This window comes from Achromobacter sp. SIMBA_011 (assembly GCF_046535435.1).
GTDB classification, from domain to species: Bacteria; Pseudomonadota; Gammaproteobacteria; order Burkholderiales; family Burkholderiaceae_B; genus Achromobacter; species Achromobacter dolens.
The window spans coordinates 632,873-659,495 of record NZ_JAWRWN010000002.1 but is presented as its reverse complement, the minus strand read 5'-3'; the positions used below and the strand labels follow the sequence as shown (position 1 = coordinate 659,495).

At 69.4% G+C, this 26,623-nt stretch carries 22 protein-coding genes and 1 riboswitch; of the genes, 5 read left to right on the top strand and 17 right to left on the bottom strand.

The annotated features are described in order from the left end of the window. Nucleotides 1–75 precede the first annotated feature (75 nt). Nucleotides 76–2,619, top strand: a complete 2,544-nt coding sequence (locus SB816_RS10260; protein ID WP_410546889.1) for a fused MFS/spermidine synthase — start codon at nucleotides 76–78, stop codon at nucleotides 2,617–2,619. A 32-nt stretch (nucleotides 2,620–2,651) separates the two neighbouring features. On the opposite strand, the gene SB816_RS10255 is transcribed toward SB816_RS10260, so the two are convergent. Beyond that, nucleotides 2,652–3,383, bottom strand: a complete 732-nt coding sequence (locus SB816_RS10255) for an SDR family NAD(P)-dependent oxidoreductase (protein ID WP_410546888.1) — start codon at nucleotides 3,381–3,383, stop codon at nucleotides 2,652–2,654. Nucleotides 3,384–3,642: 259 nt separating this feature from the next. Here SB816_RS10255 and SB816_RS10250 point away from each other — a divergent pair, with 259 nt between their 5' ends. Next, nucleotides 3,643–4,404 (top strand): SDR family oxidoreductase, encoded by a 762-nt coding sequence (locus SB816_RS10250; RefSeq protein WP_410546887.1) that lies wholly within the window; start codon nucleotides 3,643–3,645, stop codon nucleotides 4,402–4,404. 13 nt (nucleotides 4,405–4,417) lie between these two features. On the opposite strand, the gene SB816_RS10245 is transcribed toward SB816_RS10250, so the two are convergent. The 7 genes from SB816_RS10245 to SB816_RS10215 all read right to left on the bottom strand — a co-directional run bounded on the left by SB816_RS10245 (nucleotide 4,418) and on the right by SB816_RS10215 (nucleotide 12,042). Next, nucleotides 4,418–5,032 (bottom strand): ATP-binding cassette domain-containing protein, encoded by a 615-nt coding sequence (locus SB816_RS10245; RefSeq protein WP_410546886.1) that lies wholly within the window; start codon nucleotides 5,030–5,032, stop codon nucleotides 4,418–4,420. A 204-nt stretch (nucleotides 5,033–5,236) separates the two neighbouring features. Continuing rightward, on the bottom strand, nucleotides 5,237–5,560 hold the full coding sequence (locus tag SB816_RS10240; protein ID WP_410546885.1) for a hypothetical protein: 324 nt from the start codon (nucleotides 5,558–5,560) through the stop codon (nucleotides 5,237–5,239). 2 nt (nucleotides 5,561–5,562) lie between these two features. Continuing rightward, a complete protein-coding gene (locus SB816_RS10235) occupies nucleotides 5,563–5,994 on the bottom strand; it encodes a bleomycin resistance protein (RefSeq protein WP_054415789.1) in 432 nt (143 codons plus the stop codon). A 72-nt stretch (nucleotides 5,995–6,066) separates the two neighbouring features. Continuing rightward, nucleotides 6,067–7,947, bottom strand: a complete 1,881-nt coding sequence (locus tag SB816_RS10230) for a PepSY-associated TM helix domain-containing protein (protein WP_410546884.1) — start codon at nucleotides 7,945–7,947, stop codon at nucleotides 6,067–6,069. Beyond that, on the bottom strand, nucleotides 7,947–10,427 hold the full coding sequence (locus SB816_RS10225) for a TonB-dependent siderophore receptor (RefSeq protein ID WP_410546883.1): 2,481 nt from the start codon (nucleotides 10,425–10,427) through the stop codon (nucleotides 7,947–7,949). The genes SB816_RS10230 and SB816_RS10225 overlap by 1 nt, the downstream gene beginning before the upstream one ends. A gap of 131 nt (nucleotides 10,428–10,558) precedes the next feature. Continuing rightward, nucleotides 10,559–11,539, bottom strand: a complete 981-nt coding sequence (locus SB816_RS10220) for a FecR domain-containing protein (RefSeq protein ID WP_410546882.1) — start codon at nucleotides 11,537–11,539, stop codon at nucleotides 10,559–10,561. Further along, nucleotides 11,536–12,042: a sigma-70 family RNA polymerase sigma factor gene (locus tag SB816_RS10215; protein ID WP_410546881.1), complete on the bottom strand. Its 507-nt coding sequence runs from the start codon at nucleotides 12,040–12,042 to the stop codon at nucleotides 11,536–11,538. Before SB816_RS10215 ends, SB816_RS10220 begins: the two co-directional genes overlap by 4 nt. A 122-nt stretch (nucleotides 12,043–12,164) precedes the next feature. Beyond that, nucleotides 12,165–12,298, top strand: a riboswitch (TPP riboswitch). 62 nt (nucleotides 12,299–12,360) lie between these two features. Between SB816_RS10215 and thiM the strand changes: the two genes are divergently transcribed. After that, nucleotides 12,361–13,182, top strand: a complete 822-nt coding sequence (gene thiM / locus SB816_RS10210; RefSeq protein WP_054502176.1) for a hydroxyethylthiazole kinase — start codon at nucleotides 12,361–12,363, stop codon at nucleotides 13,180–13,182. A 43-nt stretch (nucleotides 13,183–13,225) separates the two neighbouring features. On the opposite strand, the gene SB816_RS10205 is transcribed toward thiM, so the two are convergent. From SB816_RS10205 to SB816_RS10180, 6 genes are all read right to left on the bottom strand, one after another. Further along, on the bottom strand, nucleotides 13,226–15,322 hold the full coding sequence (locus SB816_RS10205) for a TonB-dependent receptor (protein WP_410546880.1): 2,097 nt from the start codon (nucleotides 15,320–15,322) through the stop codon (nucleotides 13,226–13,228). Between the two features lie 262 nt (nucleotides 15,323–15,584). Further along, a complete protein-coding gene (locus SB816_RS10200) occupies nucleotides 15,585–16,343 on the bottom strand; it encodes an ABC transporter ATP-binding protein (RefSeq protein ID WP_175142825.1) in 759 nt (252 codons plus the stop codon). Continuing rightward, on the bottom strand, nucleotides 16,340–17,317 hold the full coding sequence (locus SB816_RS10195; RefSeq protein ID WP_410546879.1) for an iron chelate uptake ABC transporter family permease subunit: 978 nt from the start codon (nucleotides 17,315–17,317) through the stop codon (nucleotides 16,340–16,342). The genes SB816_RS10200 and SB816_RS10195 overlap by 4 nt, the downstream gene beginning before the upstream one ends. Then, nucleotides 17,310–18,281 carry an ABC transporter permease gene (locus SB816_RS10190; RefSeq protein ID WP_395757828.1) on the bottom strand — a complete coding sequence of 324 codons (972 nt, stop codon included), beginning with the start codon at nucleotides 18,279–18,281 and terminating at the stop codon, nucleotides 17,310–17,312. Before SB816_RS10190 ends, SB816_RS10195 begins: the two co-directional genes overlap by 8 nt. A 54-nt stretch (nucleotides 18,282–18,335) precedes the next feature. Next, nucleotides 18,336–19,310 (bottom strand): siderophore ABC transporter substrate-binding protein, encoded by a 975-nt coding sequence (locus SB816_RS10185; RefSeq protein ID WP_410546878.1) that lies wholly within the window; start codon nucleotides 19,308–19,310, stop codon nucleotides 18,336–18,338. Nucleotides 19,311–19,375: 65 nt separating this feature from the next. Beyond that, the gene (locus SB816_RS10180) at nucleotides 19,376–21,397 is read right to left on the bottom strand and encodes a ligand-gated channel protein (protein WP_410546877.1); all 2,022 of its coding nucleotides are present in this window, start codon (nucleotides 21,395–21,397) and stop codon (nucleotides 19,376–19,378) included. 224 nt (nucleotides 21,398–21,621) lie between these two features. Between SB816_RS10180 and SB816_RS10175 the strand changes: the two genes are divergently transcribed. Further along, nucleotides 21,622–22,317, top strand: coding sequence for a response regulator transcription factor (locus SB816_RS10175; protein ID WP_175142909.1), 696 nt, complete (start codon nucleotides 21,622–21,624; stop codon nucleotides 22,315–22,317). Further along, entirely contained in the window at nucleotides 22,317–23,714 is a 1,398-nt protein-coding gene (locus tag SB816_RS10170) for a sensor histidine kinase (RefSeq protein WP_410546876.1), read from the top strand. Before SB816_RS10175 ends, SB816_RS10170 begins: the two co-directional genes overlap by 1 nt. A 59-nt stretch (nucleotides 23,715–23,773) precedes the next feature. Here SB816_RS10170 and SB816_RS10165 read toward each other — a convergent pair whose 3' ends face one another. The 3 genes from SB816_RS10165 to SB816_RS10155 form a co-directional block, all read right to left on the bottom strand. Beyond that, the gene (locus SB816_RS10165; protein WP_410546875.1) at nucleotides 23,774–24,589 is read right to left on the bottom strand and encodes a TatD family hydrolase; all 816 of its coding nucleotides are present in this window, start codon (nucleotides 24,587–24,589) and stop codon (nucleotides 23,774–23,776) included. Between the two features lie 71 nt (nucleotides 24,590–24,660). Then, complete coding sequence (locus SB816_RS10160; protein ID WP_054502169.1) at nucleotides 24,661–25,350, bottom strand: ABC transporter ATP-binding protein; 690 nt, start codon at nucleotides 25,348–25,350, stop codon at nucleotides 24,661–24,663. Continuing rightward, complete coding sequence (locus SB816_RS10155; RefSeq protein WP_231132972.1) at nucleotides 25,343–26,575, bottom strand: lipoprotein-releasing ABC transporter permease subunit; 1,233 nt, start codon at nucleotides 26,573–26,575, stop codon at nucleotides 25,343–25,345. Before SB816_RS10155 ends, SB816_RS10160 begins: the two co-directional genes overlap by 8 nt. Nucleotides 26,576–26,623 lie beyond the last annotated feature (48 nt).

Genomic DNA, 26,623 nt, shown 5'->3' with positions numbered 1-26,623 from the left:
GCGCCGGGCGGCGCCCGCTTCGGCGGGCGCCGCCTGCGTGTGATGGCAGTCCTTTCATTCCATGGAGCGTCCCGTATGGCACAAGCAGGCGTGGCGAGCGCGCCACCGAAGGAAGCCGCCAGCGCGGCAGGCTCGGGCGCAAGCCTGGCGCCTGCCTGCGCGCTGCTGGGCTTGTCGGGCGCGGCCTCATTGATATTCCAGATCCTGTGGATCAAGCAGCTTTCCCTGATCGTCGGGGTCGAGGTTCACGCCATCGCCACGGCCGTCAGCGCCTTCTTCCTGGGGCTGGCGGCGGGTAGCTGGCGGCTGGGCAGGCTGGCCGAGCGGCACGCCAATCCCTGGCGCCTGTACGCCATCGTCGAACTGGCGATCGGCCTGTCCGCGCTGGCGGTCACCGTCGCGCTGGCGCACAGCGCCGGCCTGTTCGCCCGCTGGCAGTTGCAGCAGCCGCTGCTGGCCTGGGCCGCCCTGTTCGCGGTGGTCGCGCTGGCGCCCTTCTTCATGGGCGGCACCCTGCCCATCCTGCTGCGCGCGGTCGGCGCCGGCCGCGCCGGCCATGACGGCGGCGCCCTGTACGCGGCCAACACCACGGGCGCCATCGCCGGCGCCCTGTTGCCCGCCTTCCTGCTGATTCCCGCGCTTGGCGTGCAGGGCACCGCCCTGGCCGCCGCGGCCCTGAACCTGGCCGCCGCCTGGGGCGCGTGGACGCTGCGCGGCCGGCGGCCGGCGCGCGCCACCGACAGCCCCGCCCTCCATGACGCGCCGCGCCTGTCGTCCGAGGCCCGGCTGGCCGTGGCCCTGTACGCGGTGGCCGGCGCCGTGGCGCTGGGCTACGAAGTGTTGTGGTCGCAGATGATCATCCCGTTCATGAGCACGCGGGCCTTCGCGTTCTCGGTGGTGCTGGCGGTCTACCTGGCCGGGCTGGCGCTGGGCGCGGCGCTGTACGCGCGCTGGGGCCACCGTTTCGGCGATCCGTGGCGCGTGTTCGCGGCGCTGGTGGCGGGCGCCGGCCTGATCGCCCTGGCCGAAGCCGCCCTGCTGGGCGTCTGGCTGGCGCCGGCCCAGGACCTGGCCGAGGCCGCCATGCGCCGCCTCGTCGACAGCGGCCTGGCCGGCATGAGCGCGCGCTTCGCCGTGGCCGCGGGCGCGGTAGTGCTGCTGCCCACGCTGCTGCTCGGCGCGGCCTTTCCAGCGGTGCTGCAGATCGTCGCCCCGGGCGAACGCCGCAGCCACGGCGCGGGCCTGGCCCTGGCGGGCAACACGCTGGGCGGCATCGCCGGCACCGCGCTGGTCGCCTTCGTGCTGCTGCCCTGGCTGGGTACGATCCGCAGCCTGACGCTGCTGGCCGCGACCGCCTGCGCCGTGGGCGTGGCGGCCACCTGGCGTGGCCGCGCGGCCGCCCCCATGGCCCCGGCGCTGGCCGGCGCGCTCGGCGTCGCCGTGCTCATCATCGGTTGGGCCTTGCCACAGGACCACCTGGCGCGGCTCATGCCGGGCGCGCGCGGCAAACCGCTGGTGTTCCATCACGAGAGTCACGGCGGCACCGTGGCGGTGGTCGAGAATGGCCGCGGCGCGCAGCGCTTCAATCGCCTCTACATCCAGGGCGTCTCGAACTCGGGCGACGCCATGCCATCGCTGCGCTACATGCGGCTGCAGGCCCTGCTGCCGCTGATCGTGCATGCCGGCGAGCCCGAATCCGCGCTCGTCATCGGCTACGGCACCGGCATCACGGCGGGCGCGCTGTCGCGTTATCCCGGCCTGAAGCGCAGGGTGGTTGCCGAACTGCTGCCCGGCGTGCTGCGGGCCGCGCCACACTTTCATGGCGCCTATGACGCCTATCGCGACAGCGGCCTGCAGGTGCGGTTGCGCGATGGCCGGCGCGAGCTGCTGGCCAGCGCCGACACCTACGACCTGATCACGCTGGAACCGCCGCCGCCGTCGGCCGCGGGCGTGGTCAACCTGTATTCCCGCGACTTCTACGAACTGGCGGCGCGCCGCCTCAATCCGCACGGCATCGTGGCGCAGTGGCTGCCCCTGCCGACGCAGAACCTGGACGACACGCGCGCTCTGGTGGCCAGCTTCATCGCGGTGTTCCCGCATGCCTCGCTCTGGACCACGGAACTGCATGAAATGCTGCTGGTGGGATCGCCCGATCCGCTGCCGCTGGTGCCGGAGCGCATGGCGCGGCGCTTTGCCGTGCCAGCGTTGCATGACGCCCTGGCCGAGGTCGGCGTGCCCTCGGTCGCGGCACTGCTGGCGACCTGGGTGACCGACCGCGAGGGACTGGCGCGCTTCGCCGGCGGCGCCGCGCCGGTCACGGATGACAGGCCGTCCATCGAATACGCCCCCTGGGTCCGGCCGCGCGAGATCGTGCGCACGCTGCCGGCGCTGATGGCGCAGCGCAACGCGCCGCCGCTGGCGGGTCCGCCCGTCCAGTGGGCCGCCGACATCGACGGCGAGCGCGCGGTGCTGGACCTGTTCTATCGCAGCGCGCTGGCCGCGTATCGTGGCGATCGCGAGGGCTGGTCACGCGACGCCCCCGTGCTGGCCCGCGCCGGCCGTAACAACGCTTATTTGCGCTGGTTCATGAGCGGCACGGACACAGCCGACTCCCGCTAGGCCGGCCTGCGCGCCCACGGGAGGGCAGACCGCTACGGCAGCGCAATGCCCGTGGCGCCGCGCAAGGCCTGCAGCAGACGCGCCTGGAAGGCCTCGTCGTGCGTGGCGGGATGTGGCTCGCGACGCGCCTGGTGGTGCCAGTAACCGCCGCTGCGCGACGCCGCCGCGTCATCGGTCGTCGCCAGCCAGGCCTGAGTCACATGTCCCAGGCTGAGATCGTCCGGCGCGTTGGGCCCGCCCATCTTGGTGGGCACCCAGCCGGGATCGACCGCTTGGCTGATCACATCCGGCCAGCGGCGCGCCACGGCCGCCATCAACACCGTCACGAACAGCTTGCTGTCCGAATACGAGCCGCTTTCGCGGCCGCCATCCCAGGCCATGCCGTCCAGGTCCGGCCTGCCGTCGTAGTGCATTTCGCTGCTCAGGTAGACCAGCCGTCGCGGCCGCGCCATCAAGGCGGTCAGCACATACGGCGCGATGACATTGACTGGCAGGATGGCCGGGCCGGTGAAGACGCCGGCATTGTGGATGACCGCGTCCATCCGACCCAGCGCATTGAGCTGGTCCGCCAGCTCCCGCGTCTGCGCCAGGTCGGCCAGGTCGCCCACCACCGCCAGCGCCCCTTGCGACAACAATTCCCGCGCGGCGCCCAGGCGCTCGCGATTGCGCCCGTGCACGACCACCATGTGGCCGTCCGCCAGCAGCGCGCGCGCGGCCGCCAGTCCCAGGCCATCGACCGAACCGGTGATGAAGATGCGTGCCATGAATCCACTCCTTGAAAACCGGGCGCGGGCCGGGCAAGCCTTGCGCGGCCGCCGTCGACACCGCGCCATGCGCAGGCGACTGCAGTGTATCGGCATCGCGCGCCCGATGACGCCTTGACCCGCCGGCGCATCCGGGAATTCCGGCGCCCGTCGCGTGAAGCAGCCTTGGAGGCGCGGATCCGCGCGAAGTATAGTGACCGGCGCGGCGCAGGCGCGCCCGACGCACCCATCCCGAACTTCGCAGCAGGAGCCCCTTTTCATGGCCACCGAATCCCAAGCCCCCGTCATCCTGATCACCGGCGGCAGCCGCGGCGTCGGCGCCGCCACCGCGCGGCTGGCCGCCGCGCAGGGCTATGACGTGGCGATCAGCTATGTCTTGAACGAAGTGGCGGCGCGGGCGGTGGTCGCCGACGTCCAGGCCCTGGGGCGCCGCGCCCTGGCCGTGCGCGCCGACAGCGCGGACCCGCAACAGGTCACCCATCTGTTCGCCGCCATCGACCAGGCATTCGGCCGTCTGGACGTGCTGGTGAACAACGCCGCGATCATCGCGCGGCAATCGCGGGTGGAAGACCTGACGTTCGAACGGATGCAACGAATCTTCGCCGTCAACGCCATCGGCCCCATGCTGTGCGCGCAACAGGCGGCCCGGCGCATGTCCCAGCGCCACAAAGGCCGGGGCGGCGCCATCATCAACGTGTCATCGGGCGCGGCGCGGCTCGGCAGTCCCAATGAATACGTGGACTACGCCGCCTCGAAGGGCGCGCTGGAGAGTTTCACGATCGGCTTTTCCAAGGAAGTGGCGCGCGAAGGCATCCGCGTGAACTGCGTGCGTCCCGGCCACATCTATACCGAGATGCACGCCAGCGGCGGCGAACCGGGGCGGGTGGACCGCATCAAGGACACCGTGCCCATGGGCCGCGGCGGCCAGCCCGAGGAAGTGGCGCGCGCCATCCTGTGGCTGGCCGGCGCCGAGGCCTCGTACGTCACCGGGACGTTCGTCGACGTCACCGGAGGCAAGTAACCGGAGCGCCGCGCTAGCGCAGCGCGGCCACCTCCATGACGGTCGCCCCGCAGGCCTGCACCAGTTCGGGATCGTGGCTGGCGAACAGCACCACGCGGTCCCGGCCCCAGGCCAGGAACAGCTCGGCCAGTTCACGCCGCGCCGGCGTATCGAGCCCGTTGCTGGGGCCGTCGGCGATGACCACGGCCGGATCGCCCAGGGCGGCCGCGGTCAGGTAGACCTTGCGGCGCGTGCCCGTGGACATCTGCTCGAAGCGCTTGTCCAGGTGCGGTTCCAGCCCCAGCCGCGCGGCCAGGTCGAGCACCGCGTCATCCACCGCCACGCCCTTCTCCGCCGCGACCTGCTGGAGCAACCCGCGCCCGGTCTGCTGCGGCGACGCCAGGCAGTTGTCGGGCACGTAGGCAAGGCGGGACTTGGCCAGTTGGGGCGCCCCGCCCAGCGAATGGCCCTCGATCCAGACCTCGCCGCCATCCGGCGCGATCACGCCCGCGATGATGGCGAGCAGGCTGGATTTACCGGTGCTGTCCTCTTCGCACAGCGCCACGCAGCCGGGGCCGAAGGTGTGCGTCAGCCCCTGGAAGACGAGATGGTCGCCGTAGCGTTTGGTGAGATGGTCAATGCGCAGCATGGCGCCAGTGTACGCAGGAACGTGCCGCCCCGCCAGGACCGCGCGGTGCCTGCCGCGCAACCCGCCGGGCCGCCCCCGACCACGCGACGACACGCCAGGCCCCGGCCATGCGCGACGGCGCGGCCACCGCTACTCGCCCCCGCCTGGCCTCGATGGCGAAGGTCTGGAAGCACTTGAAGCGCGAGGCCACGTGACGGCAGCGCGTCACTTCCTCAGGTACGACTTTTTTCCGCTGTCCGAATAGCAGAAGGTTCCGCCGCGCGGGCCCGTACAGTATTGGCCGTCGCGGCAGTGGCACGTGCCGCTCGAACCGGACGCGGGTGGCGGCGACACCAGGGATTGGGCGGCGCCGTCCGGGCCCGTGCAGACACGCTTCGAGGCGCTGATCGAACCATCACGGCAGAGGAACTTCTCCCCGGCACAGCGTTCCACGCCGCCCTTCTTGCCGGAACAGGGGATGTTCGCCGAATGAGCCGTGGTCACGAACGATACGGCCAGCGCGGCCAGCGCCAGGATCAGCGCGCGCATCGTCAATGCGCCGCCGGTCGATCGCCGACCCAGGCCGAGAAGCGCAGCAGATAGCCATCGGGGTCCTGCACCAGGAACTGGCGCACGCCCACTTCGATCGCATCGCTGCGATACCAGCGCGCTTCGGGTTCCCGGTACAACGGCCAGCGGGCGGCCGCCAGCCGCTCCAGCAAGGGCTCGATGGCGGCCACCTTGATCTCGAAATTGACGCCCCGTCCGCGCGGCGCCTCCAGCGGGCCCGTGATCCAGTTGTCATCGCCGCGCACTTCCTCCAGCATGAACTGCGCGCCGTCCAGGTCCAGGTATGCAAAGCCCTCCGCCTCGCGTCGATAGGCAATCTTGAAGCCGCACAGGTCCATCCAGAAAGCCAGGCTGCGCGACAGGTCGGCCACCAGCAACTCCGGAACCATTCGGGCTCGGCGTAATTCGGTCATGCGTGTCTCCGCTTTTTTGATTATTCGACATGATGACAGAAACGACGCCGGCCGCATCCCGTCCCGGCAACGTCACGCCCCTGCCACCCAGACCCACGCCGCCAGCACCGCCACCGCCACCAGCAGATACAGCCACGCCCGCCGCACGGCGAACACCCACATCACCGCCAACCCATAGAACAGGAATGCGCACAAGGTGCCCGCCACGACGGCCACCGGCCGGCCGACCCAACCCACCGATGCCAGCCATTGCGCCAGGGCGATCGCGACCAGGGCTGCCAGCGCATAGCCGCCCGCCACCGCCACCGCAACGCGCGCCAGGACGCGCCAGCGATAACCAGGCGGCGCGGGTGGCGTGCGGCCCGCCAGCGGCGGCGACCAGCGTGCGCCCCCCACCTTCCCGGCCAACCACAGGAACAGCAAGCCGGCGAGCAGAACGACGCCCTCCACCGACGCGGCGATCACGTCGCCCGCCCTGACATAGGTGTGAATCGACTGCCCGGTGGTCAAGCCATTGACGAGCGGCAGCGACAGGCACAGCAGCGCCGCCGCGCCGAACTGCTCGCGCCACGCGCACGACGGCGGCCGGAGCAGCGCATGCAGCAAGGTCGCCAGCCACACCAGGAAGAACACCCGGATCTCCCAGGATTCGCGCGCCGGCCAGTCCGCCGGGATCAGGCGATTGCCGTGGAAATAGGCGATACAGGCCACCGCGCTACCGGCAATGGCCGCGACATTGAGCGACTCGACCACCCGCTGGAAAACCGGCGTGGCCGCGCCGAATGCGCCATCGTGCCGGGCGCGCCGCTTCACGGCGTACAGCACCGCGCCGGTGGCGATCATCACCGTGCCCGCCAGGCCGAACAGGAAGTACAGCCAGCGCAGGGGCCAGCCGCCATAGGCCGCCAGATGCAGCCGCTCCATCACGCCATGCGCCACGTCGGCGCCGGGCGGGGCGTCGGCCCGGCGCAGCTCGGTCATCTCGCCGGTGGCCGCGCGGAACGCGGCGCGGCCAGCCTGGGCGGTGAAACGCCGCACGGCGGCGTCCTCGTCGACGCGGCCAAACACGCGGATCGTCTCGTTGGGCTGGCCGGGACGCTCAACCATGACCATCCGCGCCGGACCGCCCATCGCGGCCTGCGCGGCATCCAGAAAGACGCCCAGTTGCAGGCGCGCGGCCACCCCCGGCGTCAACCCGGCGTCCACCTTGGCGGCGCCGGCGTCGGCGCCCGGCCCTGCCGCCGCCAGTTCCGCCCGCCACCGCGTCATGCCCTGTTCGCCGTACAGGACCCGCAGCGGTCCCGGCATGTAGCTGGTATAGAAGATCGCCAGGCCGGTATAGACGATCATCAACTGGAACGGCAGCGTCAGCACCGCGCTGGCGTTGTGGCCGTCCAGCCAGGCACGCGCGCCCCGGCCCGGCCGGAAGGTGAAGAAGTCCTTGAAGATGCGCTTGTGCACCACGACGCCGCTCAGCAGCGCCACCAGCATGCCGACCGACAGCCAGCCCACCAGCCAGAAGCCGAAATCGCCGCCATAGAGTGTGTAATGCAGCACCATGAAGTGGCGGCCGCCCTCGGTCTTGCGGCCCCAGGGCTGGGGCAGCCGCTCGCCGCTGCGCGGGTCCATTGCCGCCTCGCGCGTCACGCCGCTCGCATCGCGCCAGATCAGGCGCAAGGCCCGATCCCCCGCTGGCGGCAGCTCGATGCGCCAGAAGCGCGCGCCCGCGCCCTCCTGGTCGAGCAAGCGCCCGGCGGCGGCAAGCACCGCCGGCTTGCCAACGTCCCGCATGTCGCGCGGCAGGGTCGGTTCGGCGCCCATCCAATGGGAGATCGGCGCGCGGAACACACTGAGCGTGCCGGCCAGGAAGATCACGCACAGCAGCCAGGCGCAGACCAGGCCGCACCAGGTGTGCAGCCAGGCCATGCGCTGGCGCAGCCCGCCCTGGCGCATCAGAACGTGCCGCGCAGCGTCAGCATGGCATTGCGAGGATCGCCATAGTGCACGCCGTTGACCATGTTGCCGATGGCGCTGTAGTAAGTCTTGTCGAAGATGTTGTTGAGGTTGAGCGTGGCGGCCCAGTTGCGGTTGATCTGGTACTTGGCGTAGGCGTTCCACACTGCGCGGCCGCTGGCCTTGGCGGTGAGCGCGCCGATCTGGCGCGACTGCCCGCTCTGCACGTTGACCCCGCCGCCCAGCGTGAAGGCGTTCAGGTCGCCCGGCAACTGGTACGTGGTCCAGAGCCGGAAAATGTGCTTGGGCGTGTGCCAGGCGAACGCCTGCCCCTCGCTGCTGACGTCCTTCAGGTAGCGGGTGGTGTTGAAGGTATAGCCGGCATAGACGTTCCAGCCGCGGGTGACTTCGCCGTTGATTTCCGCGTCGAAGCCCTGGCTGCGCACCTTGCCCGCATCGGTGTAGCAGTAGTAGTTCTCGGCGCAGGTCGGGCTGGAGCTGAAGTCCACCTGGGCGCGGTTGCTCTGGTCGATGCGGAAGATCGCAAACGCCGTATTGACGCGGCCGTCCAGCAGCTCGCCCTTCAGGCCCAGCTCGTAGTTCTCGCCAACGATCGGCTTGAGCGACTGGCCGGACGCGTTGACCTCGCTCTGCGGCTGGAAGATGTCGGTGTAGCTGACGTAGGTGGTCCACTGCGGCGACAGGTCCAGGATCAGGCCCGCATACGGCGTGAAGTGGGTATTGGCCTGCACCGTCTGGCCGTTGGTCAGCCTGCCGGCGCTGGTGGTGTCCGTGGTCCAGATGCGGGTGGAACGGCTGAAACGGCCGCCCAGCACCAGTTTCAATGGATCGGTCAGTTGCAGGCGGGTCGCGCCGTAGAAGCCCAGCTCGCGGCTCGTGCCGAGGCGGACTTCATCGGTGAACGCGCGCAGCGCGGCCGTGGTCGGCTCGGGCAGGTCCGGATTGAACTGGAAGGCGTTGAAGGTGGCGTAGTTGGTGATGTACGAATACGACGTGTCGATCTTGGTGTGGGCGTAGTTGGCGCCCACCACTACCTCATGGGTGCGGCCGAAGGCCCAGAACTTGCCGGTCAGGTTGGCGTCCATGCCGGAGGCGTCGAGGTCGGCGACCGTGCGCGCGACGTTGACCTGGGCCATCTGCGTGACCGGACTCACGCCGCGGCTGGACGCGGTGTACTTCAGGTACTGCTTTTCCTGCACGTAGGCGCCCGTGGCCTTGAAGCGCCAGTCGTCGTTGAAGGCGTGCGTGAAGTCCGCATAGAAACCCTGGTTCGAAGTTTGCTGCCGGTTCCAGTTGGCGCCGTAGCTGGTGGAGCGCTTGAAGTCGATCTCCTCGCCGTCGCTGTAGCGCGGCAGGCCGGAAATCGACGGGCGGCCGCGCAGGTCTTCATAGCTGTAGCCCAGGTTCAGTTGGGTGTATGGCGTGAAGTCGTATTCGATCGTGCCGTAGAAGGTCGTGTTCTTCATGTGGACGCGGTCGACGAAAGAGTGGTTGTCCTGGCGGTCCACCAGCGCGCGGCCGCGCAGGCTGCCATCGGCATTGAGCGCCCCGCTGCCATCGACCTGCAGGCCATAGCGGTCCCAACTGCCGGCCTTGGTCTCGACCATGTAGCGGTCTTCCGCCAGCGGACGCTTGCGCACCAGATTCACCGCGCCGCCGGGCGAGCCCGAGCCTTGCAGCAGGCCGGCCGCGCCGCGCAGCACCTCGACGCGGTCATACATGGCGGTGCCGCCCGAGTAATTGCTGGCGCGGCCGTAGAAGCCGCGTTCCAGCGGCACGCCGTCGTACTGGATGACGCTGTCCTCGAAGCCGCGAGAATAGATGTACTTGCCGCCCTGCGGGCTCTGCTGCAGGGTCACGCCGGTGGTGTTTTCCAGCGCGTCGTAGACCGAGGTCAGGTTCTGCTCGTCCAGCCGCTGGCGCGTCACCACGCTGACGGACTGCGGGATGTCTCGCAGGCGCTGGTCGCCCTTGCCGATCATGACCGAGGGCACGGTGTAGGAGCCGGTGCCTTCGGACATGCTGCGGTATTCCTGCCCGGTCACCGTCACCGCGTCCAGCGTGACGGCGCTGCCGCGCGCGGCGCGCCGCACCGCGTAGCCGCCGCTGGGCTGGCGCACGCCCTCGAAGCCGGTGCCGGCCAGCAAGGCCGCCAGGCCGCCCGCGGTGGTCCAGCGGCCGTTCAGGCCCTGCGTCTGCGCGCGCTCGACCTGGGACGCATCGAACGACACATTCACTCCGGCGGCGCGCGCGAACTGGTTCAGCGCCTGGTCCAGCGGGCCGGCGGCGATGGCGAAGCCGCGCTCGGCCTCCTGCACCGCGGGCGCGGCTTGCGCCCGCACGGCGGCGACCGGCCAGGCCGCCAGGGCGGCGCCGCACAGGATGCCGGACAGGGCCGTGCGCAGCACGGTGGGAACGGGCGCCAGGCGCGCCGTCTTCGGGGTACGAGCGAGTGTCATTGCGTAGTCTTGAAGGCCAGGTTGAAAGGTGTCTTTCCCTGTAGGCCGGACAAGAACGCGAATCCCCTCATTTTTTCAGCAACTTTTTTTCGGCCCTTTTCAAGGCCGGATCGTGACGCGGCATGACGGCCTCAGGCCGGGCCGACCGTCACCCAGTAGCGCGTCCAGTAGCGCACCCGGACCGGCAGGGTCTGCGCCAGGAAGGCCAGCGCCCGGTCAGTGTCGTCGACGTGGTAGGTGCCCGATACCCGCAGGTCCGCCACCTCGGGGGCACAGTTGATGCGCCCGCGGCGATAGCGCGACAGTTCCGCCAGCAGGTCGGCCAGCCGCATGTTCTTGCCGGCGATCGCGCCTTCGACCCAGGCCGCGCTTTCCATGGCCGGCGGCTGCAGGGGCTGTGCGTGCCAGCGGTCGAGCCAGCCCTGCTGGCCCGCCTGCACGATGACACGCTCGCCGCCTTCGGCCGGCGTCAGGGCCACGGCGTGCTCCTGCACGCTGACCCGGGCGCCATCGTCGTCCAGCCGCACGACGAAGCGAGTGCCCAGCGCCTCGACGACGCCATAGGGCGTGCGCACCCGGAATGGCCGCCGCGCCGGCGAGCCGGGGTCGCTGCCCGTGTCCAGCGATATCTCGCCGCGATGCAGCACCACCACGCGTTCGGCGCCGTCCAGCCGCAGGCTCACGGCGCTGTCGGTGTTCAACACCAGGCGGGTGCCATCGGCCAGCGTCAGGGCCCGGCGTTCGCCCAGGCCGGTACTGACGTCGGCCGTGAGCCGCTGCCACGGCACCTGCTCGCGCGCCGCCCAGCCCATACCCAACACGCCGCCGGCAAGCAGCAGGCTCTTGAGCACCACGCGGCGCTGGCGCCGGCGCGCACCGTTCAGGGCGGTCAACGTATCCAACGCCAATCCTTGTGGGACCGTATTGAAATCCGCGTTCAGCGATTGCACCCGGGTCCAGGCCAGCTCGTGCTCGGGCGCGGCCCGGCGCCAGCGCTCGAACGCCGCGCGGGTGCGCGCGTCGGCCTGGCCGAAGTTGAGCTTGACCGACCAATCGATGGCCTGGTCGACAATGGAGGCGGCAATCGGCGCCGCCGCGCCCGGCGCTCTCATGTCGGCTCGAAGCGGAACAGGTAGCACTGGCGCAGCCCGCTGGCGACGTAGCGCTCGGCGGTGGTCAGCGACACGTCCAGCCGCTCGGCGATCTGCCGGCAGGTCAAGCCTTCGAGCTGGGCCCACAGGAAGGCCTGGCGCACCTTGGGCTTGAGGGTGTCGAGCATCTGGTCGATCTTGATCAGCGCCTCGAGGATGAGCAGACGGCTTTCGGGCGAAGGCACTTGCGCTTCCGGCGTGCGGGCCAGCACGTCGAGCCAGGCGCGCTCCAGTTCGCGCCGCCGCCAATGGTCGACCAGCAGGCCGCGCGCAATGGTGCTCAGAAAAGCCCGCGGCTCGCGCGCATCCGCCGCCGCCGGCCGGCGCAACAGGCGCACGAACACATCATGCGCCAGGTCCGCGGCCTCGAAAGAATTGCCCAACTGAAGGCGCAGCCAACCGTGCAACCAGCCGTGGTGATCCACATAAAGCGATTCGATTCGATCCTGCGTCGTGGGGGGCATGGCCGCGCGCCCTTGCGGGCTTATGAATGATAACCATTCTCCATTGTAGTGAAAGGAGACAGGCATCGGCAAGCGCGCAGTCCGCGCAGCTTGACATTCCCCCTCCCCCCTCCGAACATAGCCCCATCCACCCGGGGAGCTTCGGCAAGAAGCTGAGATTCCGATGGCGGCCGCGCCCAGCGCGGCACGCGGCGCGAGAGACCCGTTGAACCTGATCCAGACAATCCTGGCGTAGGGAAGGTGCGCATCCCGCCGGCCCGCCATGCCGCGCCACGCCGCCCCGCCCCGCCCGTTGTCCCCTTGCAAGGACCCGCCGGCATGGCCTCCCTCACTCCTACCCTGTCCGACCTGGCGCTGGCTTCGCGCGACCTGTATGCGGCCGTGCGCCGCGACGCGCCGCTGGTGCAGTGCCTGACCAACTTCGTGTCGATGAACACCGCGGCCAATACGCTGCTGGCCATCGGCGCCTCGCCAGCAATGGTGCACGCGGCGGAGGAAGCGCCCGAATTCGCCGCCATCAGCGGCGCGGTGGTGATCAATATCGGCACGCTCTCGGCCCCCTGGCTGGACAGCATGCTGCGGACCGCCGCCGCCGCCAGCCAGGCGGACACGCCCTGGGTGCTGGATCCGGTGGCGCACCACGCCACCGCGTTCCGCCGCGACGCGGTGCGGCGCCTGCTGGACCTGCGGCCCGCCGTGATCCGCGGCAACGCGTCGGAGATCATCGCGCTGGGAGGCGGCCAGAGCGCCAGCAAGGGCGTGGATGCGCGCGACCCGGTGCAGCAGGCCGAGCAGGCGGCGCGCGAGCTGGCGCGGGCCCGCGCCACGGTGGTGGCGGTGACGGGAGAAGTGGATTTCGTGACAGACGGCCAGCGCGAGGTGCGCGTGGCCGGCGGATCGCCGCTGATGCCTCAGGTCACGGCCACGGGCTGCGCGCTGACGGCGGTGGTCGGCGCCTTTGCGGCGGTGGCGCGCGCTGACGCCTACACCGCGGCGGTGGCGGCGCTGTCCTGCTTCGGCATCGCCGGCCGGCGCGCCGGGGCGCTGGCGGAAGGCCCCGGCTCGTTCGCGTGGCGCTTCCTCGACGCGCTGGCGGCGCTGGAGACCGACAGCCTGACGGCCGAGTCGCCACTGCGCTGAAACCACATCCGCGCGCCCTGTCGGCGCGCGGACGCCTTTCCATTTACATGCGGTACTGCAGGCTCAGCATGGCGTTGCGCGGCGCGCCCGGCATGTTCAGGTTGGGGCTGGTGCCGTGCGCCGAGACGATGTAGCCGGCATTGAACAGGTTGTACACGTTCAACTGCACCGAGTACGGCCCCTGGCGCCACCACGCCGCCGCGTCCGCCGTGAGGTAGCCCGGCAGCGTAACCGTGTTGCCCGGGTTGGCGAAGCGCGCGCCCACCAGGTTCAGACCGGCGCCAGCGCCAAAGCCGTCGCCCAGGTCCTTGGTGATCCAGACGTTGCCGGCATGGCGCGGCGTCAGCGTGGCGCGCTTGCCCTCCACGTCCTTGCCGGCGTCGCGCGCCACCGACTGCGTCACGCGCGCGTCCAGATAGGCATAGCCCAGCATCGCGCGCCAGCCGTTGGACAGGTCGCCTGACAGGGTCCACTCGGCGCCGTCGGTGCGCTGCGTGCCCACCGGCACCAGCGTGTTGGTCACCGGGTTGGTCACCTTGATGTCGGTGCGCTCCAGGCGGAACACCGACACCGTGGTCGACAGCTTGCCATCCAGGAAATCGTACTTGGCGCCGACTTCATAGTTGGTGGTCTTCTCCGGCGCCAGGTCGACGTTGTTGGCCGCCAGCGCGAAGGCCTCGCCCGAGGGCTGGTAGGAACGGCTCCACGACACGTAGTACGACTGCACGCTGTCCGGCTGGAACACCAGGCCCAGGCGCGGGCTCAGGTTGGAGTCGGTGCGCTGCAGGTTCTGGCCGCTGCGGCGGTCCTCGGTCTTCTGCTCGAAGCGGTCATGGCGCACGCCGCCCAGCACCTTCCAGTGCTCGCCCAGCGACACCATGTCCTGCACATACAGGCCGAGCGTGCTGAAGCGGCCCAGGTTGTCGGAGCCAGGCGCGCCCACGGCCTGCCGCCGCAGCGTCGGCAGTTGCGGATCGAACAGGTTGACCACCGCCACGTTGGGGTTGGAATAGCTCACCAGGTCCTTGTTCTGCTGGCCCACCTCGACGCCGTAGAGGATGTCGTGGCGCACCGATCCCCAGTGCACGCGCTGCATCAGCTCGGTCTGGTTGGTCCAGCCGTGTTCGTCGCGCAGCACGTTGCCGTGGGTCAGTGACACGGTCTGCGCGGCTTCGTTGACCGAACCCGGCAGCGTGTTGTTGCGGTTCAGCGTGTAGTGGTAGTAGCGCGTGGCATTGCGCAGCGACCAGTTGTCATTGAAGCGGTGCGTCAGCGTGCCGGCGTACGACTGCACGCGGGTCTGGGTGTAGTCGGTGTCGCGCGCGTTCTCGGCGCCGTAGTAGGTGGACGGGTCCACGTCCACCGGCCGGCCATGGTAGGCCGGGATGCCGAAGTCCGTCAGGCGGCGGTCTTCCAGGAATTCGGTCTGCAGCAGGAAGGTGGTGTTCTCGCCCAGCTTGAACTGGGCCGACGGCGCGATCGCCTTGCGATCGATGAACTGCTTGTCGCGGTAGCTGTCGCCCTTTTCCACCGCGCCCGTCAGGCGCCAGGCCATGCTGCCGCTGTCGTTGGCGCGACCCAGGTCCAGGTCGAGGCGGCGGTCGTTCCACGAACCGTAGCTCAGGCCGACCTGCGAGATGTCCTCGCCCGGCTTCTTGGTGATGCGGTTGATCAGGCCGCCGGACGAACCGCGGCCGTACAGCACCGCCGCCGGCCCCTTGATGACGTCGATGCGTTCGACGTTGGACAGGTCGCGGAAGTACAGCGCGTCATCGCGGAAGCCGTCGACGAACTGGTCGGCGATCGCGGTGAAGCCGCGGATCGACACCTGGTCGCGCTGGCCGTCGCCGGTCGAGAAGCTGACGCCCGGCACGTTCTTGAGCGCGTCCTGCACCGACATGGCGTGCTGGTCGCGCAGCACCTGCGCCGACACCACGTTCACCGTCTGGGGAATGTCGCGCAGCGGCGCGTCGATCTTGGTGGCGCTGGTGGACGCGGGCGGGTTGTAGCTTTGCGCGGTGTCATCGGCGCCGACGACGCTGATCGCGGGCAGGGTGGCGGCGGGCGCGGCGGCCTGGGCGTGGACGGCCAAGGGGGCCGCGGCGAACAGGGCGGCGGTGAGGGGGCGGAGGACGTGCATGGCCTGCGGGTCTTTTCGAAGTCGTTTGAAATGGAAGAAACCGCCATTCTCTTGACAACGAGAATCACTCGCAATGCTTTTATCATTACGTTGCCTGGGGGCCACGATAAATGAGACACGCGTCCAATTCAGATGTTATTCAGCATGTCTGTGCGAAGCGTGCGCGACGGGCCGGATGTCCCAGTCCGCTCGTATTCCGTCCCCGGAAATTTCCCGCCGCGCGCCGGCGTCGTCCCGCGACCCAGCGCGCTCCCCGCGACCGTCAGCGGTAATACACGCAGATGCGCTTGCCGCCGATTTCGTGCACGTCGATCGGCAATTCGTACAGGTCGCCCAGCACCTCGGGACGGATCAGTTCGGCGGGCGTGCCGCAATGCGCCACCCTGCCCGCCTTCATCGCCACGATGCGGTCGGCATAGCTGGACGCGAAGTTGATGTCGTGCAGCACCAGCACCACGGTCTTGCCCAGTTCGTCGGCGGCGCGCCGCAGCGTGCCCATCATGGCCACGGCGTGCTTCATGTCGAGGCTGTTCAGCGGCTCGTCCAGCAACACATAGCGCGTGTCCTGGCACAGCACCATCGCCACGAACGCGCGCTGGCGCTGGCCGCCGGACATCTCGTCCAGGTAGCGGCCGGCCAGCGGTTCCAGGTCCAGGTAGGCGATGGCCCGGTCGATATGGACCTTGTCGTCCAGTGTCAGGCGGCCGCCCGAATGCGGATAGCGCCCGAACGCCACCAGGTCGCGCACCGTCAGGCGCAGCGGCAGGTGGTTGTCCTGCCGCAGGATGGCCAGGCGCCGCGCCAGTTCGCGGCTGTCGCTGCGCGTCACGTCCAGGCCGTCCACCTGGATGCGGCCGGCGGACATCGGCAACAGGCGGCTGATCATCGACAGCAGCGTCGATTTGCCGGCGCCGTTGGGGCCGATGATGGCGGTCACGCCGCCGGCCGGCAAGGCCAGCGACACCCGGTCCACGACCACGCTGTCGCCGTATTGCTTGCTGACTTGTTGGATATCGATCATTGGCGTCCCCTGCGCAAGATCAGGGCCAGGAACATCACTCCGCCCACGAATTCGATGACCACGCTGACCGTGGTGCTCAGTTGCAGCACGCGCTCCAGCAACGTCTGCCCGCCGACCAGGAAGATCACGCTGAGCAGCACCGCGGCCGGCACGGTGTGTCGGTGCCGGTCCGACCCCATCGCCTGATAGGCCAGGTTGCTCACCAGCAGCCCGAAGAACGTCACCGGCCCCACCAGCGCGGTGGACACCGACACCAGCACCGCGATGGCGGCCAGCGTCAGCAACAAGGTGCGGCGGTAGTCCACGCCCAGGTTCAGCGCGATCTCGCGGCCCAGCGCCAGCACGTCGTAGCGGCGCCGCATGCGCCAGACCAGCAGCGTCGCCGCGGCCACAGCCGCCAGCGCGATCGGCAGCAGTTCGGTGCGCACTGAATTGAAGTTGGCGAACATCCGGTCCTGCAGCACCAGGAATTCGTTCGGGTCGATCAGGCGCACCACGAAGCTGGACAGGCTGCGAAACAGCAGCCCGAAGATGATGCCCACCAGCATCATCAAATGCAGGCTGCGCACGGCGTCCGTGAACAGCCAGCGGAACAGCAGGCAGGCGAAGGCCGTCATCGCGCCCACTTCCAGCACGAAGGCCGCCACCGGATGGTTGACCGCGCCGGCCGCCTGTCCGAAGCCGAACACCACCAGCGACTGGATCAGCAGGTAGAGCGCGTCAAAGCCCATGATGGCCGGCGTCAGGATGCGGTTGTGCGTCACGGTCTGGAACAGCACCGACGACACCGCCACCGCGTAGGCCACCAGCAGCATCGCCGCCAGCTTGCCGCCCCGGAACGGCAGCACGAAAGCCCATTGGCCGTTGGCGCCCAGCGTCATGAAACCGACAACGCACAGCAACGCGGCCGTGGCCAGCAGCGCCAGGCGCCAGGCCTGCGGCGAAGGCAACAGGCGCGACACGGATTCAGCCACGGCGCGCTCCCCGGCTGCGCAACAGGCACAGGAACAGGACGCTGCCCACCACGCCCACCACCGTGCCCAGCGGCACCTCGTAGGGATGGATCACCAGCCGGCCGATGATGTCACAGGCCAGCACGAACACGCCCCCCAGCATCGCCACCCACGGAATCGCGCGGCGCATGTTGTCGCCCAGCATCAGGCTGACGGCGTTCGGCACGATCAGGCCCAGGAATGGAATGCCGCCGGCGGTCACCACCACCACGGCGGAAATCGCCGACACGATGAGCAGACCCACCAGCGTCAGTCGCGCATGGTTCAGGCCGAGATTGGCGGCGAACTCGCGGCCCATGCCGGCCACGGTGTAGCGGTCCGCCGCCAGATAGGCCGCGGCCGCCAGCGCAAAGCCGATCCACAGCAGTTCGTAGCGGCCGCGCAGCACCCCGGAGAAATCCCCGGTGGTCCAGGCATGCAGGGATTGCAGCAGGTCATAGCGATAGGCGACGAAGGTGGTGACCGCATGGATCACGCCGCCCAGGATCAGGCCGATCAGCGGCACGATGAACGGCGTGCGCAGCGGCACGCGCCGCAGCAGCGCCAGGAACAGCAGCGTGCCCGCCAGCGCGAAGCCGGTGGCCGTCAGCATCTTGCCGATCACCGGCGTGTCCGGCGCCAGCAGCGTCACCACCAGGATGCCGAGCGTGGCCGACTCGACGGTGCCGGCCGTGGTCGGCTCGACGTAGCGGTTGCGCACCAGCATCTGCATGATCAGCCCAGCCACCGCCAGCGCCATGCCGGCCAGCAGCAGGGCCAGCGTGCGCGGCACGCGGCTGACCAGCAGCAGGCGCCAGGCGCGCTCGGCGTCCGGCCCGCCGGCCAGCGCGGCGAACGAAAACGACCCCGCGCCCAGGCTGACGCTGGCCACGCACAACGACAGCAACAGCAGCAACAAGGCCGCCAGCCCGGCCCAGCCGGTCATCATCCCGCCCTGCTTCACCCGGCCGACTCCGACGCCATCCGATGGACCATGCGCTTACTTGGCGTCCGGCTTGGCGCCCGACAGCGCGCGGGCGATATCGTCCACGTTCTGCTGCATGGCCGTCAGGCCGGCACTGCCCAGCAGGTACCAGTTGTAGCCGTTCAGGTAGACCACGCGCTGCTGCTTCCAGGCCTTGGTCGGGCGGATCAGGTCGTTGTCCAGCATCCGCTGGGCCGAGGTGCCTTCGCGGCCGATGGCGGCGTCGCGGTCGATCACGAACAGCCAGTCGGGATCGGTCTGGGCAATGAACTCGAACGAGATCGCCTGGCCGTGGTTCGACACGTTCAGGTCCTTGGCGGCGGGCGCGAAGCCGAACGCGTCGTGGATCACGCCGAAGCGCGAGCCGGGACCATAGGCGCTCATCTTGCCGCCGGTGGTCAGCACGATCAGCGCGGTGCCCGCCTTGCCCGCCTGGCCATGCAGCGCCGCGATCGAGGCGCGCAGCGCGTCCAGCTTTTCCCTGGCCTGGGTCTGTTTGCCATAGATGGCGGCCAGCGTTTCGGTGTTGCGCGTGACGCTGCCGACCAGGTCCTTGGCGTCAACCGTCAGGTCGACCGTGGGCGCCAGTTTGGCCAATTCGTCGTACTTGGGCGCCGAACGGCCGGCCACGAAGATCACCTGCGGCTGGGCCGCGTGGATTACCTCGTAGTTGGGCTCGAACATGCTGCCAACCTTGAGGTAGCGCTTGTCGGCGTACTGGGCGAGCTGCGGCGGCAGCTTGGCGGCGCTGGGCACGCCGGCCACGTCCACGCCCAACGCGTGCAGGGTGTCGAGCACCGCCAGGTCCAGCACCACGGTCTTGGCCGGGTTGGACGGCACGGCGGTCTCGCCGCGCGCGTGCTTGACCGGCACGCTCCGGGCCGCGTCCTGGGCCATGCTCGGGGCGCTGGCGGCGCCCAGGGCCAGGGCCGTGGTGGCACACGCCAGCCAGCGGCCGGCGCGCCCTGCCAAGGTTTGCTTCATCGTCATGCTTGTCTCTCCAGGTTGCGGGAACACCGCCAGGCGGCGGCGCGTCCCGGTTGTTGCTCGCGGGCTCAGAACTTCACGCCCACGCCCAGCCAATAACGGCGGCCGTCTTCGACGTAGCCGTAGTCGTCGTACCCGACCTGCTTGTCGAACAGGTTGTAGATGCCGGCGTACACCGACACCTTCTTGTTCACGGCATACGAGCCGCCCAGGTCGACGAAGGTGTACGACGGCGCCACCAGCGAGGTCGAGGACGGGCCGGTAATCGGCTGGCTTTCCTTGCCGCGGTAGTTGACGCGGGCCCACGCTTGCAGCGCGTCGGAGGCCTGCCAGTTGACCGTGGTGGTGAACAGGTGCTTGGGCAGTTGGTTCAGCGGCTGGCCCTGGTACTGGCCGGACTTCTGTTCCGACTTGGTGAAGGTGTAGCTGCTGGTCAGCGACCAGTCGCGGCCCAGCGGCAGCTTCAGGTTGGCCTCGACGCCGCGCGACACCGCCTTGTCCACGTTCATGTAGGTGGTGGGGTTGGAGCCGAACTGGTTGGGGCCATCGGTGCACTGCGACAGCGGGCACGCGACGCGGGTGATCTTGTCCTTGAAGTTGTTGTTGAACAGGGTCAGTCCGGCATTGAAGCCCTCGCCGTCGTCATACAGCAGGCCAAGTTCCTGGGTCACCGACTTCTCGGGCGTCAGGTCGGGGTTGCCGTACATGTTGCCGCCGCGGCTGACCTGCCCCCAGCCGGCCACGGTCTGGCGCAGGTCGGGCGCGCGGAAACCGGTGGACACGCCGCCCTTCAGGGTCCAGCGCTCGGCCATGTGCCACACGCCGTACAGGCGCGGACTGAAATGGCTGCCGAAGTTCTCGTCCTGGTCCATGCGCAGGCCGCCGGTCAGCGCGAAGCTTTCGACCAGGCGCCATTCGTCCTCGGCGAACAGCGCCCACTGGTAGCGCTCCACCTTGCTGGGACCACCGGCGAGCTGGTTGCCGGTCTGGTCGGTCAGGCGCTGCGTCAGGTAGGTACCGCCCAGGGTCAGCATGTGCGAACCCAGCGGCAGCGTCCAACTGGTCTGCAGGTCCAGGTTCTTGATCTTCATCTGGCGCGAGCGGTTGTCGAACTCTTCCTGCTGCACGTAGCTGTCGGACACGCCCCAGCCCCAGCGGCCGGTGTGCGACAGCGCCCACTTGCTGCTGCGGTAGTCGGTTTCCGACGAGGCCGGGCAGCCCGTACGCGCGCAGGCCACGCCGGGGGCCAGCGGGGCCACGGTCTTGCCCAGGGTGTTCTCGTACTTCTGGCGGCTGGACGTGGCTTCCAGCACGATGTCGTGGTCGCGGTTGGGCGTCAGCGCCAGCTTGGCCGTGATGTTGGTGGCGTTGCGCTTGCGGTAGCCCTCGACGATCCTGTCTTCGTCGCGCTGGGTCGCCTGGCCGTAGATCTGCAGGCCCAGCAGGTCATTCTTGATCGGGCCCGCCAGGTAGAAGTTGCCCTGGTAGATGTCGCCGGACTTGCTGCTTTCCTGGATGGTGGTGTCCATGCGGATTTCGCCGCCCCACTCGTTGGGCACCTTGCGGGTGATGATGTTGATCACCCCGCCCATGGCGTCGGAACCATACAGCGACGACATCGGCCCGCGCACCACCTCGATGCGCTCGATGGCCGAGATCGGCGGCGTCCAGCCGCCTTCGACGCCGCCGGAATCGGAGTTGGTGCGGGTTTCACGCGAGTTCTGGCGCTTGCCATCGATCAGGATCAGCGTGTACTTGGGGCCCATGCCGCGCAGGCTGATGTCCTGGCGGTCGCCGCCGCCGGTGACCACCACGCCCGGCACTTCGACCAGCGCGTCGGTGACATCACGGTAGAACTTCTTTTCGAGATCCTGGCGCGTGATCACGCTGATCGAGGCCGGCGCGTCCTGGATCTGCTGCTCGTAGCCGCTGGCCGTCACCACCACGGTATCCAGCGTCCTGGCGTCGGCCGGCGCGGCCGATTGCGCCAAGACCGGATGACCGGCGGCAAGGCCGCTGGCGCACAAGGCGACAGCCAGGCCGGTACGCGGGCCGAATGCGCGGCGCGCGGCCAGATCGTTGCAGCTCATGATTTCAGACTCTCCCGTCCCGGAAGGGCCGCGCCCCGCGCGCAGCCCCGCTCCGCTTCAATTTTTAATGAAAACTATTCTCATATTAGAATTGAGGCCAAGCGTGAGCTGCAACACGCTTTCCGCAACTTTTACTTTCTTCGCACTTCTTGACACTTCTGCCGCCGGCGACCCGCTATGCTGCCGTGGCAACAGAACCCAAGCGCATGCCCATACCCTCCCCCATGGCAACGCGCCGCATCCTGTTGATCGACGACGACGTCGACCTGGCATTGATGCTGCGCGAGTACCTAGAGCCCGGCCACATCGAACTGACCCTGGCGCACAACAGCGCCCAAGGTCTGCCACTTGCAATGCAAGATTGCTTCGATCTGGTGCTGCTCGACCTGATGCTGCCGGACGGCAGCGGCCTCGATCTGCTGCGCCATCTGCGCCGCCACTCGCGCCGCCCCGTCATCATGTTCACCGCCCACGGCGGTGAAACCGACAGGGTGCTGGGACTCGAACTGGGCGCCGACGACTACCTGGCCAAACCCTTCGGTCCGCGCGAACTCAAGGCCCGCATCGGCGCCGTGCTGCGCCGCTTCGAGGAAAAGCCCGCCCCCTCCCCGCCCGAGCTGAACGTCGGCGCGCTATCGCTGGACGCCGCCAGCGGCCGCGCCCGCCTGGGCGAGCAGGAAGTGCTGCTGACCGGCGCCGAACAGCGCGTCCTCGAAGTCCTGATGCGCACCCCGGGCCAAGTGGTGCCGCGCGAACAGATCAGCCTGTACGCGCTGGGCCGCGCCGCCGATCGCTACGACCGCAGCATCGACACCCACATCAGCAGCCTGCGCCGGAAACTGCAACTGGACCAGGCCGGCGACGCCCCCGCCATCCGCAACCTGCGCGGTCTGGGCTACGTGCTGGCCGGCGCGGCCTGATGCGCGGGCTGCCCGTCCGCTCCCTGTTCTGGCGCGCCTTCCTGACCTTCTGGGGCGCGATGGCCGTCATCACGGTCTGCGGCATGATGCTGACCGCCGTGGTGGCCTGGTACCGCGTCGATTCGCTCGACGGCCTGAACCCCGGCAACCTGACGCGCGACGCGGCCCAGATCGCCCGCGGCGAAGGCGCCGACGGCCTGCGGCGCTGGGTCGAGGCCATGGACGCGCGCTATTCGGCGCTCAAGATTTATATCGTCGACACGCACGACCGCGACATCCTCGGCCGCCGGTTGCCGACCCGCCTGGACGACTGGCTGGCGGCCTTCCGCGCCGCGCCCGATCCAGGCCTGATCGCCGCCTCCATCGAAGTCCCCGCCGATCCGGCCGCGCTGCGCGTGTCGTGGTGGGATCCGCAATTGCTGACATTGCCGGACAACCGTGAACTGCTGATGCTGTTCCTGCCGTTCGACTCCTCGCACTGGGAAGTGCTGGGACTGACGCCGGTGGCGCTGGGCCTGCTGCTGTTCGCGCTGGCCATCACCGCCCCTTTCTGCTGGGCGCTGACGCGCCACGTGGCCGCGCCGCTGGACCAAATGCGCGGCGCCGCGCGCGCCCTGGCCGCCGGCCGGCTCGATACCCGCACCCCCGGCGCGCTGTCGCGGCGCCAGGACGAACTGGGCCTGCTGGCGCGCGACTTCGACGCCATGGCCGGCCGCCTGCAGGCGCTGGTCGATACGCGCGAGCAACTGCTGCGCAACATCGCCCACGAACTGCGCTCGCCGCTGGCGCGCCTGCGCCTGGGCGTGGAACTGGCGCGCCGCAAGGACGAGCGCCAGGACCTGCAACTGGACCGCATGGAACGCGAATGCGAGCGCCTGGACACGCTGGTGGGCAGCACGCTGCGGCTGGCGCGCATGGGCGCCCTGCCCCTGCCCACCGATACGCTGGACCTGGCGGACGTGGTCGACGACGTGGTGCAGGATGCGCGCTTCGAGGCCGGCGAACGCCAGATCGCCATTGGCTGGCACCGTCCGCCGCCGCTGCGCATCGCGGCCGACCGCGACAGTCTGGCCAGCGCCATCGAAAACGTCCTGCGCAACGCCCTGCGTTTCGCGCCGGCGGGCGGCGCGATCCAGGTGCGCCTGCTGGCCGACGCCGGCGAAGCCTGCCTGGAAATCGAGGACAACGGCCCAGGCGTGCCGGAAAAGGAACTGGCTTATCTGTTCGAACCGTTCTACCAGGGCGCCCCCGCCGCGGACGCGCCCCCCGGCGGCGCCGGCCTGGGTTTGAGCATCGCGCGCGCCGCCGTGACGGCCCACAAGGGCCGCATCTCGGCGCGCAACGCCGCCCCGCACGGGCTGAGCGTGCGCATCGAGCTGCCGCGCATGGCCGCCTGACCCACGCGGCCGCGTCGCCAATCGTCAGGAATCAGTCGCCGGGCACCAATAGTCAGGGATCAGTCGTCGGCCAGGATCGCGGCCGACAGCCGCGGCAACACCCGCAGCGCATTGGCCGTGGTCGCCTGCGCCACCTGCGCCGGCGTGATACCGCGCAGTCCGGCCAGCACCTGGGCGATGCGGGCCAGCTCGCCGGGCCGGTTGCGCCGCTGCGGCGGATGCAGCCAGGCCGGGGGAATATCCGGCGCGTCGGTCTCCAGCACCAGATGGCGCAGGTCGACGTCAGTGGCGTGGCGGCGGATCTGCAATGCCCGTTCGTAGGTCATGGCCCCGCCCAGCCCCAGCGCGAAGCCCTGCTCGACGAAGGCCTGGGCCTGCTGCGCGCTGCCATTGAAGGCATGCGCGATGCCGCCGATACGCTCGTGGCGCCGCAGGTACTTCAGCAGGATGTCTTGCGATTTGCGCACGTGCAGCAGCACCGGCAGCTTGAATTCCGCCGCCATGGCCAGTTGGGCGGCGTAGAAACGTTCCTGCCGCGCGCGCGGCTCGCCCGAGGCGATTTCCGGCACGAAGAAATCCAGTCCGATCTCGCCGATGGCGACGAAACGGGGATCGCCCAGCGACTGCCGGATGGCGTCGCGCAGGGCGTCCAGATCGGCATCGTCGGCGCGCTGCACATAAAGAGGATGGATGCCCAGCGCGTAGGCGCCGCCGGCCACCTGCCCGGCAAGCTCCCGCACGACGGCAAAATTGGCCCGTTCGATGGCGGGAATGACGATGGCCTGGACGCCGGCTTCAAGCGCGTGTCCGATGACCTGGCGACGATCGGCATCGAACTCGGCGGCGTCCAGGTGGCAATGGGTGTCGATCAGCATGGGCGCGGCCTCCTTGCCCGGGTTTCCTGCACAATCATCGCGCCGCCCGGCCCACGGACCGGCCGCGGGCGTCAGCCCGAGACCAGCCGGCCGTTTTCCATCAGCAACTGACGGTCGGCGCGCGCCGCCAGCTCGGGGTCGTGGGTCACGATCGCAAATGCCGTGCCCGACTCGCGATTGACCCGCGTCAGCAGTTCGAACATGTTGTGCGCGGTATGGCGGTCCAGGTTGCCGGTGGGCTCATCGGCCAGCACGCACACCGGCCGCGTCACCAGCGCGCGCGCCAGCGCCACGCGCTGGCGTTCGCCGCCCGACAGTTGCCCCGGAAAGTGCCCTTCGCGCGCCGCCAGGCCAACCAGGCCCAGAACCTCGCGCGCCGCCTCGCGGGCCTTGTCGCGGTTCTCGCGGCGCACGATCAGCGGCATGGCCACGTTGTCCAGCGCCGAAAATTCCGGCAGCAGGTGGTGGAACTGGTAGACGAAGCCCAGGCTGCGGTTGCGCACCTGGCTCTTCTTCGCTTCGGACAACCCGACGGCCAAATGGCCGTCGACCGAGACGGAACCGCTGGTGGGCACGTCCAGCAGGCCCAGGATGTGCAGCAGCGTGCTCTTGCCGGAGCCGGACGCGCCGACGATGGCGACCATTTCGCCGCGCGCCACGCTCAGGCTGACGTTGCTCAACACCTCGATGCGGGCCGGCCCCTCGTCATAGATCTTGACGAGGTTGTCCGCCTGCAGCGCGGGAGTCACGGTATCAGTCATGGCGCAGCACCTGTGCGGGTTGCAGGCGCGAGGCGCGCCAACTGGGATACAAGGTCGCCAGCAGCGACAGCACCAGGGAGGTCACGCCGATGGTCACGATGTCGCCCACCTGCGGGTCGGACGGCAAGGCGCTGATGAAATAGATCTCGCGCGGCAGGAAATGCACGCCCAGCAGGCGTTCGATGAACGGCACGATCACGTCGACGTTGTAGGCGATCACGATGCCTCCCGCCACGCCCAGCAGCGTGCCGATGACGCCAATCAGCGCGCCCTGCACCAGGAAGATGCGCGCCACTTCGCCCGGCCCCGCGCCCAGCGTGCGCAGGATGGCGATGTCCGATTGCTTGTCCTTGACCGCCATCACCAGCGACGACAGCAGGTTGAACGCGGCCACCGCCACGATCAGCGCCAGGATCAGGAACATCATGCGCTTTTCGGTCTGCACGGCGGCGAACCAGGTGCGGTTGTTGCGCGACCAGTCGCTCGCCATGACGTACGGCGGCAGCACGTTGCGCAGCTCGGCCGCCACCTCGGGCGCCTTCTGCATGTCGGCGATGCGCAGGCGCACGCCGGCGGTGCCGCTATCGCGGAAGACCTTGGCCGCGTCGTCGTTGTCGACGAAGGCCAGCGAGGAATCGTATTCGTAGTGGCCCGACGAGAACACGCCGACCACGGTGAACTGGCGCATGCGCGGCGCGAAGCCGGCCGGGCTGATCGAGCCCTGCGGCGCCAGCATCAGCAAGGTGTCGCCCACCTTCACGCCCATGCCGTCGGCCAGCTCGTTGCCCAGCACCACGCCGAAGCCGCCCGGCTTCAGGTCGGCCAGCTTGCCCGCCACCATCTGCCGCGGCAGGTCCGAGACGTTGCCTTCGGTGGCCGGGTCGATGCCGCGCACCTGCACCCCGCGCAGCGCCTGGCCGCGCACCAGCATGCCCTGCGCCGCCACGAATGGCGCGCCGGCCTTGACCTCGGGGTTGCGCTTGGCGGCGTCGGCGAACTGCTGCCACTGCTCCAGCACCCGCTCGGGCGCGGCGCCCGGGATGTAGAGCTCGATGTGCGGCAGCACCGACAGCATGCGGTCACGGACCTCTTTCTGAAAGCCGTTCATGACCGACAGCACCACGATCAGGGCGGCGACGCCCAGCGCGATGCCTGCCATGGAACTGGCGGCGATGAAAGAGATGAAGCGATCGCGGCGGCCGCGTCGCTGGCGGATGCGGGCCAACCCGGCATAGCGGGCGCCGATCCAGAGTTCGTAGGGTATTTTCAGCAC